Source organism: Ellagibacter sp. (genome assembly GCF_048412355.1).
Classification (GTDB): domain Bacteria; phylum Actinomycetota; class Coriobacteriia; order Coriobacteriales; family Eggerthellaceae; genus Ellagibacter.
Window position 1 is genome coordinate 1 of sequence record NZ_DBFSAP010000029.1, and the last position, 10,769, is coordinate 10,769.

15 protein-coding genes are annotated in these 10,769 nt (G+C 61.0%); 5 read left to right on the forward strand and 10 right to left on the reverse strand.

Annotated elements, in window-relative coordinates; genetic code table 11:
* Positions 1-91: 91 nt before the first annotated feature.
* The 3 genes from ACMRQN_RS03905 (at position 92) to ACMRQN_RS03915 (ending at position 2,328) form a co-directional block, all read left to right on the forward strand.
* Positions 92-1,135 (forward strand): Fic family protein, encoded by a 1,044-nt coding sequence (locus tag ACMRQN_RS03905; protein ID WP_418733906.1) that lies wholly within the window; start codon positions 92-94, stop codon positions 1,133-1,135.
* A gap of 256 nt (positions 1,136-1,391) precedes the next feature.
* Positions 1,392-1,778, forward strand: a complete 387-nt coding sequence (locus ACMRQN_RS03910) for a twin-arginine translocation signal domain-containing protein (RefSeq protein WP_114621275.1) — start codon at positions 1,392-1,394, stop codon at positions 1,776-1,778.
* 190 nt (positions 1,779-1,968) lie between these two features.
* Complete coding sequence (locus ACMRQN_RS03915) at positions 1,969-2,328, forward strand: hypothetical protein (protein ID WP_147269333.1); 360 nt, start codon at positions 1,969-1,971, stop codon at positions 2,326-2,328.
* A gap of 204 nt (positions 2,329-2,532) precedes the next feature.
* Here the strand turns inward: ACMRQN_RS03915 and ACMRQN_RS03920 are convergent, their stop codons facing one another.
* The 8 genes from ACMRQN_RS03920 to ACMRQN_RS03955 form a co-directional block, all read right to left on the reverse strand.
* Positions 2,533-2,844 carry a hypothetical protein gene (locus ACMRQN_RS03920; RefSeq protein ID WP_417053470.1) on the reverse strand — a complete coding sequence of 104 codons (312 nt, stop codon included), beginning with the start codon at positions 2,842-2,844 and terminating at the stop codon, positions 2,533-2,535.
* Positions 2,845-2,960: 116 nt separating this feature from the next.
* On the reverse strand, positions 2,961-3,290 hold the full coding sequence (locus ACMRQN_RS03925; RefSeq protein ID WP_418733907.1) for a hypothetical protein: 330 nt from the start codon (positions 3,288-3,290) through the stop codon (positions 2,961-2,963).
* A gap of 727 nt (positions 3,291-4,017) precedes the next feature.
* On the reverse strand, positions 4,018-5,139 hold the full coding sequence (locus tag ACMRQN_RS03930; RefSeq protein ID WP_418733908.1) for an exonuclease domain-containing protein: 1,122 nt from the start codon (positions 5,137-5,139) through the stop codon (positions 4,018-4,020).
* Between the two features lie 323 nt (positions 5,140-5,462).
* Entirely contained in the window at positions 5,463-5,657 is a 195-nt protein-coding gene (locus ACMRQN_RS03935) for a hypothetical protein (protein WP_418733909.1), read from the reverse strand.
* Complete coding sequence (locus tag ACMRQN_RS03940) at positions 5,654-5,920, reverse strand: hypothetical protein (RefSeq protein ID WP_418733910.1); 267 nt, start codon at positions 5,918-5,920, stop codon at positions 5,654-5,656. The genes ACMRQN_RS03935 and ACMRQN_RS03940 overlap by 4 nt, the downstream gene beginning before the upstream one ends.
* A 72-nt stretch (positions 5,921-5,992) precedes the next feature.
* The gene (locus ACMRQN_RS03945) at positions 5,993-6,208 is read right to left on the reverse strand and encodes a YgiT-type zinc finger protein (RefSeq protein WP_418733911.1); all 216 of its coding nucleotides are present in this window, start codon (positions 6,206-6,208) and stop codon (positions 5,993-5,995) included.
* A complete protein-coding gene (locus ACMRQN_RS03950; protein ID WP_418733912.1) occupies positions 6,201-6,416 on the reverse strand; it encodes a hypothetical protein in 216 nt (71 codons plus the stop codon). Before ACMRQN_RS03950 ends, ACMRQN_RS03945 begins: the two co-directional genes overlap by 8 nt.
* A gap of 25 nt (positions 6,417-6,441) precedes the next feature.
* Positions 6,442-6,786 (reverse strand): hypothetical protein, encoded by a 345-nt coding sequence (locus ACMRQN_RS03955; RefSeq protein ID WP_418733913.1) that lies wholly within the window; start codon positions 6,784-6,786, stop codon positions 6,442-6,444.
* A 388-nt stretch (positions 6,787-7,174) separates the two neighbouring features.
* Between ACMRQN_RS03955 and ACMRQN_RS03960 the strand changes: the two genes are divergently transcribed.
* A complete protein-coding gene (locus ACMRQN_RS03960) occupies positions 7,175-7,450 on the forward strand; it encodes a hypothetical protein (protein ID WP_418733914.1) in 276 nt (91 codons plus the stop codon).
* A 4-nt stretch (positions 7,451-7,454) separates the two neighbouring features.
* Positions 7,455-7,763: a hypothetical protein gene (locus tag ACMRQN_RS03965; RefSeq protein WP_042437092.1), complete on the forward strand. Its 309-nt coding sequence runs from the start codon at positions 7,455-7,457 to the stop codon at positions 7,761-7,763.
* Positions 7,764-7,813: 50 nt separating this feature from the next.
* Here ACMRQN_RS03965 and ACMRQN_RS03970 read toward each other — a convergent pair whose 3' ends face one another.
* Both ACMRQN_RS03970 and ACMRQN_RS03975 read right to left on the reverse strand, forming a co-directional pair.
* On the reverse strand, positions 7,814-8,290 hold the full coding sequence (locus tag ACMRQN_RS03970) for a hypothetical protein (RefSeq protein WP_418733915.1): 477 nt from the start codon (positions 8,288-8,290) through the stop codon (positions 7,814-7,816).
* Between the two features lie 126 nt (positions 8,291-8,416).
* Entirely contained in the window at positions 8,417-10,267 is a 1,851-nt protein-coding gene (locus ACMRQN_RS03975) for a hypothetical protein (protein WP_418733916.1), read from the reverse strand.
* Positions 10,268-10,769: the final 502 nt, after the last annotated feature.

Genomic DNA, 10,769 nt, shown 5'->3' on the forward strand with positions numbered 1-10,769 from the left:
CATCTGCCCTTGTATCTTCGCCACATATGGAGTATCTTCGCCATATCATTTATATTTGGCGAAGATACAAGGAATGTGGCGAAGATACTCCATGGCCCAATTCGACTATTCGAGGCAGCTCAGCACCCTTATGTCGCCCGAAATCATGTCGTCTATCGGCGATATGAGGGAGCACCGCGGAAAACAAGCGCTTTACGAGGCGACGAGGCCGGACGTGCTGGAAAGCCTCGTCGAGGTCGCGAAAATACAGAGCACGAGCGCGTCAAACAAAATCGAGAACATCGCGACCTCGGACAAAAGGCTTCGCGACCTGATGGCCGAGAAGGCCGAACCGAAGAATCGAGACGAGCGCGAGATAGCCGGATACAGGTTCGTGCTCGACACGATCCACGAAAGGCACGATGCCGTGCCCGTGACACCCGGCGTGATCCTGCAGCTCCATCGCGACCTGTACAGGTTCACTGGCGACTCGTTCGCAGGAAGGTGGAAGGATTCCGACAACGTGATCGCCGAGAGGTCGGCCAGCGGGGAGATGGTCGCAAGGTTCAGGCCTACGAGCGCCGCCGCGACCCCGGCGGCGGTAGACGCCATCTGCAGGGAATACCGAGCGCAAATCGAAGCCGGAACGTACGATCCCGTCCTCGTGTCGCTGGTGTTCGTGTTCGATTTCGTGAGCATCCACCCGTTCAACGACGGGAACGGGCGCATGAGCAGGCTGCTCACCCTGCTCCTCCTATACCGATGCGGATACACGGTCGGAAAATACGTATCGATCGAAAAGGAAATCGAAAGATCGAAGGAAACGTACTATGAGGCGCTCGGCGCAAGCTCCGCCGGGTGGCAGGATGGCGAGAACGACTACACCCCGTTCGTGACCTACATGCTCGGCGTGATGACGGCCTGCTACAAGGAGCTTGACAGGAGATTCGCCATTGCAGCGGGCCCCAAAGGCGGCGAAGGCATGCTGCGCGCATATTTCGAGCAGCTCGTCGGCGCAGCAACGAAGCGGGACATCATGGATGCGAACCCGTCCATAAGCAAGCGAACGGTCGAGCGCGTCCTCAAGAAGCTCCAAGATGATGGGACCATCGAGAAAACGGGCTCGGCGAGGTCTACCGCATATCGCAAACGCTAGGAACGGCGTCGTCGGGCTCGCCGAACGTGTCATCGAAGGCCATCTCGCGGCGGATCTCGCCGTCAACTTCTTTTTGGCCATCCTGAAAGCCATCCCCGAGGGTGTTCTATACGGGACTATGACATAGGGCCCAGAAACCGTTTGCCGAGACCTTTTAACCTGGCTCAAACCAAGCAGCGTTTCCCGTTTATCCTCATAAAAGGATTCGAATCCCTGCATGCCATAAAGACCTACCTTCGCAGAAGGGGAAACACCTATGGACAGAAGGACATTCGTAAAGCTCGCCGCAGCAGCTGTTATCGCATCAACGATAAGCGGATGCACTTCAGCAAACGATGAAACGGGAGCGAATCAGATGCCGGTGGAAGATGGCTTGACGAGCGGCGGTCCGATGTCGTGCATAACGTTTAGTACGGGAGAAATAACCGACATCGACGAAGACGCGCTTACAACGACGATCAACCTTGACGGCAACCAAAAATATGGCGGCGAAACCATAGTCGTCGAATATACAGGCGTATGCCAGGTGTCGCCATCGTCGATTCGAAGCGCGAAAATAGGCCAGCGGGTAAGGGCCGGGTACTTCGATTCAAAATATAAAAACGGCGTTTTTCCTGGTGAAACACTCGAGTTCATCAACTGATAGTTGTTCTAACAGTTCAGAGATCGAATAGGAGCGTTCTTCTTCTGATATGTCGAATCGTGCCCGCATCGTACCAGTCCTAGCCATAGCGTTTGTCGTAGCCGCTTTGATTTCGGTTTCCCTCATTGCGGTTACGACAAATGGCAACAACAGCACGACCACCACAACAAATCAGGAGAGCTTCGAAAACGTGACCGATATCAAAAAGAAAGAAACAGCAAGCAGCGACACAAGCTCCACGGGGAGCATGGCTAACGTCTTGCTATTCGCAGACGGCACCATTGTTTCTTTAGACAGAGACTCGGAAATCGCTGAAATCGAAATAGCAACTCCAGGGTACGGGCTGGACAGCGGAAACATGTACACGTTCGGCTTTTCCGAAAGGATCGAGCATAGAATCATATCGTTCGACGATCTAAGCATCGGCGACGAAGTCCGTGTCGAGTACATGTACTTTCTCAACAAGGACGAAACGCTGCACGGCGAGTACATCGTGAGAGGATCCGTCGAAACCAGGCCGTCTGCCCGAAACGCGACAACGGACGGATGATCGCGCAAACGCGTCATTCGCTCTCACGAAACCGCAAAGCGCAGGCTTTGATGACAAGGCCCGCGCACTGGGCGGCGTTTCTCGACGGTATTAAGCAAGGGTGCTTTCCACGGTCACCTGGCTTTTTTCATGGCTCGAATCGCGGTTTGCCGTCACTTGTCCTTCGAAAGCCGTCGGCCGATCTTGCCCGACGCACCCCGCGCATCAAACGTCGAGGTCGCCGAACTCGGCGACGTACCTGCGGTCCATAAAGTGCGCGCCGCAGCGGGCGCAGAAGTCCCAGTGCTCGTCGACGAGGCACCCGCAGTTGCCGCACTCGGAGACGAGCCCGCCCGCATGAAGGCAGATGAACGCGATGCTGGGGGACAGCAGCGCGCTTTCGCGATCGGGCAGCTTGCCCGACCGCGCGATACGCTCGGCCTCCTCCAGGTGCGCGTAGCTCGCGGCGAGCCTCTTGTCGCCGTCTTCCAGCGCCTTGTCCTTCCTTTTCGCGTAGTACGCGACCAGATCGATCATAGACGGGCCGTCCTTCCTTGAGCGGCGGGCGTTTGCCAGCCGTCCCGGCGCTTGCTAGAATACGCAGCGAGGACGCCCCAGTGCGCTGGGCAGCGTTCTACATCGTCAAAGCCGGGCTACTTTCCAGGGTGTCCCGGCTTCTTCTTTGCCAAATCGCGGTTCGCCGTTGTCATTCCTTCCTCACCAGCAAAAGTCCGATGATTCCGATTACCACCAGTAAAACGTTGCACGTCGCGTTGATGGTGTTTGCATCCATGGTCAGACCTCCTAAGCGGTGGTGCTGCCCAGGCGGCGAAGCGTCCCCGCTCGACATTGTACTGTGAGCAAACGGCGCCGCAGCCGGTCACCGGCGCCGCCAAGATGAACGGAAACAGGCAGTTGAAGAAGCCAAGAAATTCGCTAATCTCAGCAAAAACTTGTAGCACGCGTTTTATCTGCGAAAACACGAATCTGTAGCACATTTTCATTCGTGGGTGTAGCACGCTTTGTAGCACGTACGTCCGTTTCGTTTTCGCAGATCGCCTTCTTCTGGATGCGGTACGACCGCAGAACCACCGCCGGCGCTTGGAAACGGCAGCCTGGAAGGCCTCGAAAGGCCCTGGGTCAGCTGAATTTTGTAGCACGCTTCCGACCAGGCGTTATCGATGCGTTTTCCCAGGTCGCGCTAATTTGCTGTAGCACATAGCAAAATTTTCGTTTCCGCAGCTCATCGATTGTTTTCTCGAAATCTGTGCTACAGCCCACGTATGATTTGTAGCACGCGAAATCGGCCCGTCTTACAGCTTTCAGATTTTGCGTTGAGCCTGCTCAAACCCGTTTTCGGCTTGCCGAAAATCGCAATATAGACGCTTCGCGTCGTACGTCCTTATCCTGTAACCAACGATTTTTCGCCAGGCGAGACGGATGGGCGAGGACGCCTTCGCGCGCGAGCTGGCGGAGAGGCGGCGGGCGCAAGGAACCGGTAACCGGACAGGGGTCGTCGGGCATCGTTTCGGGGGTATCGGAGGCATCGGCGACGGAGCAGCCTACCCCGCCTTGTTCCGCTTCCAGGCCTGGCGCGGCCGGGCGGCAACTTCGAGCCGATCGAGGTCGACGGCAGGCCGTTCTGCGTGAACCCCGGCAAAGGCGCGAGACAGGGAAAAGGGCCGTTCGCTACATCGAACGGCCCGTTCGTTACATCTTCGCCGCCTCGGCCGCGTCGAGCCGCCTCCATGCGGCGGCGCGGCGCGCGCCCTGTTCGCGGCGGCCCACCTCCTCGCCCTCGTGAGCCTCGAGCCAGCGCAGCACGGCCAGGGTGGCGCGGCAGTCGGCCAGCGCGTCGTGCGGCCCCTCCGCACCCCAGTCGTGGCCCACGTACGCGGCAGCGGTGGCCAGCGTCTGCCAGCGCCAGCCGCCGTGGAAGTCGTCCCGCAACCCGAAGACCGGCGCGAACAGGGCCATGACGTCCACGTATTCGCAGTCCGGCAGCGCGACGCCCGCGTGCCGAAGGAACTCGAGGTCGAATCCGACGTTGTAGCCGATGACCGTCTCGGCGGCGTCGAGGATGCGCTGCAGCTCCGGTCGCACGTCCTCGATCGCCGGCCACGCCACCGTGTCGGCCGGCGCGATGCCGTTGACGCGCTCGGCCTCCGGCCACTCGCAGCACTCGGCGGGCGGGCAGATCTTGAAGCTGGCCACCTCCGCCCCATCTCCGTCGACTATGCCCACCGTGAGCAGGTGGTCGCTCCAGCCGTGCAGGCCGGTCGTCTCGGTGTCGAGCACGATGGTCTTGGGAAGCGGCCCCTCGACGCGGGGCACGGGCTCCTTCGCGGCGGCCGCCAGCGCCGCCCGCCGCTCCTCGAGCGCGACGCGGTGCGCCCGCTCCCGCGCCTCGTCGCGCTCGCGCTTGCACGAGGGGCACAGGATCACGCGGTCGTCCCCCTCGTGCCACAGGCCGTCTCTCAGGCAGGCTTCCCGCGCCTCGTCGACCGTATCGGCGACGGCCCGCCCGCAGGCGGGGCAGCGCAGGCGCGCCCGGCGTCGCATCTCGGCGATGCGCTCGGCCTCGCGCCGCCACTCCAGCTCCTCGTCCGGCAGCGGGACGTCCTCGTTTTCGCTCATCGCTCTCCCCTCCTTTTTCGCAAGACTCCCGGGGTCGGCTGCGGGTTTCTGAGCGTCGATGTAGACGCGGACATAGCGGCTCCAGCCCCTGTTGGCGTACGGCTCGCTGAGCTCCAAAACGCAGCCGACGGCCTCCAGCGCGTCCGCGAACTCGGCCACCTCCTCGGGCAGGCCTTGGACCCTGATCTTCAACATCTCGGCACCTCCTTCATCGCCGCCCGCGCCGTCTGCGGGCTGTTGCGGCGCATGCTACGCGTTAAAAAATCGAAGCGAAAGTCTTGGCGGGGCCGTCCCGGCGTGCCACCGCGCGCGCCCGCCTGCGCGTCATACGAAAACGCGCCCGCGTTATAAAGACGCGGGCGCGCGAGGCGAGAAATTTTTGAAATTTTTTCCGAAGCGGTAGGAGCGCGTCCTGGCGGAAATCGACGGCAGCGCCGAAAACGGCCGAAACAGCCGAAAGCAAAACCCCAGGTCAACCCAGCAGTCAGATTTTCCGACTGCTGGGCTGACCTGGGGTTTTACAGATCATGGCTTGCGGGCGCGGGGTAGAGCTCGTCATAGACGTCGTCCTCCTCGCAGTACTCCTCGGCGGGAAGCACGGTGCGGCCACGCTCGTCGGCTTTGCCGACGATTCTCGCTTCGACGTCCTTTGGGTCCATGGGCTTCGGATACCCATTGGATTCATCGCCATCGCGGAAGCATATCGGCGTCATGCCCATGCCCCCTCGCCGCGGATCTGGTCGTAGATGTTGTGCATGTTGTCCCTCATGAAGGACTCGATGTCCCACAGCTCCGATTCGGCGAAACCCTTGCTCTTGACGGGAGTGCAGGTCGGGAGCGAGCCCTGGGCGAAATCGAAGTCCCCTTCGCCGTTGTCGCGCTCGACGTAATAGGGGACCGTGTCGCACAGCCGCCCTTTGACGATGTCGCCATATGTGACGGTCATGCCGTCTATCTCCATGAAGAAATGCTTCATCCCGGCTCGCCTCTCACACGGGATCGCTGACTAAACAATCGTCGATGTGCCCGTAGTACTTCTCCACGTCGATCATCGCCGACCGCCTCCTTGCATTGCATCCGCCTTCAGCTGTTTCTGCGCGGTTCGGTAGCCGAACACCATGTCCAGCTGCTCTGGGGTGAAGGTCGCCTCGCCGCAGCTTCGGCACAAGAGGTGGGGGATGCCGCGCACGGCGTCCCCGTTGACCTCGAACGCCTCCGTGGTCACGACCATGTCCTTGCCGCACGCCGGGCAGATTTCACGCATGGCGAGCACCTCCCTGCATCGCAACACTCTCCCGGCATGCGTCGAGGTAGTCGTCGACGGCGTCGCGGAACGCCTTCTCGACGCCCTCCGCGGTCTCCGACTCGTACTCGCAAAGGCCGTCGATGCCGTCCACCAGGCCGTAGAAAACGCCCTCCTCCTCATCGTGCTTCGGGGTCGATTCGAACCCTTTGTAGGCCATGCGTTCCATATCGGAACCCCCTAACTCCCTGGCATCAATCCTTGCGTTGCTGCGCCAAGGCCATTGCGCGGCCGGCGGGAACGGTTGTGCCCGGCGCGCCTAGCGCCGGCGTCTCGCTGCAGGCCTTGCGCAGCATGGCGCTTGCGACCTTCTCGAGGCTTATGCCGGTGCGGGCCGACTCCCTCTCAAGCCAGCCGAGCGTCTCCGCGTCGACCAGGAACCTGATCTCGGCGGCGTCGGTCGCGTCGAGGTAGTCGTCGACGGCTTCCGTGAAGGCCGTTTCAAGGCCCGCGGCCGTCTCGGAATCGTACATGACCACGGCGTCGACGTCGTCCACCGTTCCGTAGAACATGTCGTCTTCCGCACTGTATTTCGGCATGGAAGTGAATCCTTTGTAGGTCATGCGCTCCATATCGGAATCACCTAACTCCCTGGCATCAATCCTTGAGCAGACGCCGACGACAAAAAGAACGGGCGGTAGCTCCAGCTACCGCCCGTTGATGTAAACGACCTGCGCCGTCCGATCTCGGTTCACTACCCGCGGGCTTTGCCGGTGTACCCCCCATGTTACCACGCTCGGAACGGCATCCTCAACCTCGACCGACGAGGCCGTGCGGGCCTGGGAGAGGGCCGGACGCGAGGCGAAGAAGGCCGATGCCGCGGCCGTGAAGAAGGCGTTGGAAGGGTAGGCCCGCTGCGCCGCATTGCGCTTCGCACAATAAGGTAGTAGAATAAAGTAATACTAATCACCGAGCGAAGAGGACGGCGTGGAAGACGCGAAAAGACCGGCCGTGGCCGTCGAGTCGGCCACGAAGCACGGCTTCACCAAGGAAGAGGTCGAGCGCGCCTGGATGGGGGCGCAGGGAAGCTGGCGCATGGTCCGCAAGGACAAGTGGCCGCCCCACTACATGGCGTTCGGCCGCATCGGCAACCGCGACGTGGAGATGATCGCGTACTCGACCGGGAGCCAGTTCGTCATCTTCCACGCGAAGTCGCCCGTCGGGGCGAAGTTCAAGCGCGAGTACGGCGAGAACGGGAGGTAGGGCGATGGCTATCACGATGGACAGCCTGCCGGCCGCAGAAGGCGGGTTCAAGGTTACGCGCGAGATGATCGAGCAGTGGTGCGCCGCATACGACGCCGGGGAGCTTCCCGATGGATACGCGTTCGACGGCCCGATCAAGCCAGGAAGGCCGAAGCTGGCGAACGAGGCGACGTCGTCGCTGTCGTTCAAGTGCCCGGCGTCGGGCGCGGACATGATCGCCCGCGCCGCCAAGGCCGCCGGCGTCAAGAAGTCGGTGCTGATGCGCGACGCGGCACTCGAGAAGGCGGCCGAGATCCTCGCCGCCGTCAGCTGACGGAAAAGCAAAACGCAACGCGAACCGAAAGCGCCGGCAACGGCGCTTTCCTATTCGCTTCCAGGCCCGAGAAGCTTCATGGCGATGCGGCCGCGCTTCCACCATGGAGTCGCCGCGATCGCTTGCTGGCGCTCAGCTATAGTCGCGACACGATCGGCGAGCTCGGCGGCTCGGCGGTTTGCGTCGTTCAGCTGCATGCGAAGCGATTCGACTTCCCTGTCTCGCGAGGCCCGAAGGTCGGCCAGCTCGACAGCAAGCCTGCCGTTTTGCTCCTTGAGGTCGGCGATCCGATCGCTGAGGGCCGCGATGACGGAGTCTGATGCTGCAGCATCGTCGGATTCCGATCGCTGAGGAACGCTCTTGCCGACGGCATCCGATATCGCCGACACGGCGAAATCATCGAGGACGTCGTACTTGCCGACCCTCGACACGTGTTCCGGCGCGAGACCGAGACGGTCGATGTAGTTCACGACGGTCTGCTTCGAAACCCCGAGGGCGTCGGCGAGCTCTTTCTTGGTGATGCCCATAAATCGAATATCCCTTATTTGGTCTACGGTTTTCCCTATCTATCAGCGATTATATATTCCGCTTGTCGATGAATCGGCAAATAAATCGACTATTTACCGATTGCTCTTTTCGATATGTTCGGTAATTTAGTCGTTCGTGTTCGGTTGTTGCGAGCGGGCAAAATCGTCCACGATGCTCTGGATGCTCACCCTACAGACACTCCTGCCGTTCTTCTCCGCCAAGCGGTCCCAGTACTTGTCGAACGCCCAATCGCCCGCCTCCTCGAGCAAGTCCGCTAGGGATTGCTGGCTTTCGTAGTCCTCCCTGTCGGCTATGACGGCCTCCCCGTGCTTGCCGATTATCAACGACAAATGATCGTCGATGGCTTTGTCGACCGCTTCCTCGATGCTCGTCGAGCCTTCTGCTTTGCCGCCCGGCTGCGTGACGTGATCCGACTTCAGCCACTTGATGACGGTCGTGCGGGAAACGCCGAGCGCCTTCGCTATGGCCGAGCGGCTCGCATCGGGATGCTCGGCGGCGTAGGCGCGTATCTCGTCGCGCTTCGTCGGCGCCCCGTCCTTGTTACGCCAATCTCCACCAGGATCGAGCGCGTCACGAACGGCGTTCATCACCTTGACGTGCTGCTCCCGCTTTCGCCCGTTGCGCTTATTCTCGTGCGGCGCGATCTTGGCGCGGCGGCACATGTACTCGTTCTTCCAGAACCTTAGATCGTTGGACCCGTAGGCGGAGAGCGCGCACGCCACGTCGTAGTCCGTGAAGCGGTTGCCCGGGTCGTCGCTCAGCTTGTCGAGGGCGGGGACCAGCGCGTAGGCGTCGCGCTCCAGATCCTCCAGCGGCACGTTGCACTTCACGGCGTAGGCCACGAGCGCCAGTACGGCGAAGTACCGCCCGTGCACCACGGCCTCGTCCTCGATGCGGGATAGCCACGACTCGTAGGCCCCGCGGTTGGTGTCGTAGCCTCCCTTCTCCTCGCCCTGCACCACCCGGCGCTCGTACCATTCCGGCCACTTCGCCTTGGCCTCGGCGATCGGGGTGCGGCCGCCCTTGGTCTCCAGGACGCGGTACAGCTCGCCGGGGATCTCCTTGCCGCGGATGCCGCAGTAGTCCACCAGGTAATCCAGCGTCACGCGCTGCGGCCCGATCACCCCGTCGGGCGCGTACATGAACGCCAGGGCCTCGTACTTGTTCGTATCCTTGGAGTCGATGCCGTTCCCGTTCAGCCTCGTCGTGGTGCCCGGCATGCGGAAGCCCTGGTAGATGCCCTGGTACTGCCTGCCCTCGTTGCCATCCTCGCTGGTGTAGTCGGTCCACACCACGTCGGTGAGCCTGCGCTTGAGCTGCTGCAGGAAGGGCACGACGGCGGGGATGAGCGGGACTGGGCGGTCGAGCAGGTAGTACAGGTGGAGCCCCCGCCCGCTCATGACGATGTAGGACGCCTGCGGCATCGACACCCACTTCTCGTTGGCGGGGTCGTGCCCGTTGCGCATCTGCTTGAGCACGCTCCCGAGCTTCGCCAGGGTTACGCCGTCGAGGTCCACCGTGAAGGCGTGCAGGAACCGCGCGTTGGCCGCCTTGTTGTTCCTGCCGTACCAGGACACCGGGGCCATGTAGACGGGGGCGTTCTCGGCGATGGACGCCTTCACGAGGGCGGGGACGCCCTCCAGGTCGTCGGTTATCGTGAACCGCTCTATGACGGGCACGTCGACCTTCTTGCCCTTGACGGGCTGCTTGCGGGTCTTGGGGCCGAACTTCAATGCGATGGCGTTGGGCTTGCCGTCGAACTCGCTGCGCTTGCCGTCATCGCCCCACCTCTCCTGGAGGAACCCCTCGGGAAAGATATCCCTGTAGAAAGCCAGTGGATCGCGCCACTCCCAGCCGGGCTCGTCGAGCATGCGGCGGCTCATGGCGATGTAAGCCTCTCGTTTGCCCTGCCAATAGGCCCGCTCCTGCTCCTTTGTGAACTTCTTCTTGGCCATCCTAAAGCCCCTCCCCGAGGGTGTTCTATACGGGACGTATATTATCAATGAAGTTATTGTACACCTTTGGGGATTAGAAAAGGCGACCATCCGGATCGCCTCGAAAGCCATACCTAAAGCCCCTCCCCGAGGGTGTTCTATACGGGACATATATTATCAATGAAGTTATTGTACACCTTAAGGCATTTAAAGAGGCAGCCGAAACCGACCGCCCGGAAGCCATCCTGAAAGCCCTCCCCGAGGGCTACGGCTACGCCATTACAGGGCGTATATTATCAATATGGTTATTGTAACAGTTCGGAGATTAGAAAAGGCGACCATCCGGATCGCCTCGAAAGCCCTCCCCGAGGGTGTTGCGCGCAGGAAGACATCTGCCCTTGTATCTTCGCCACATATGGAGTATCTTCGCCATATCATTTATATTTGGCGAAGATACAAGGAATGTGGCGAAGATACTCCATGGCCCAATTCGACTATTCGAGGCAGCTCAGCACCCTTATGT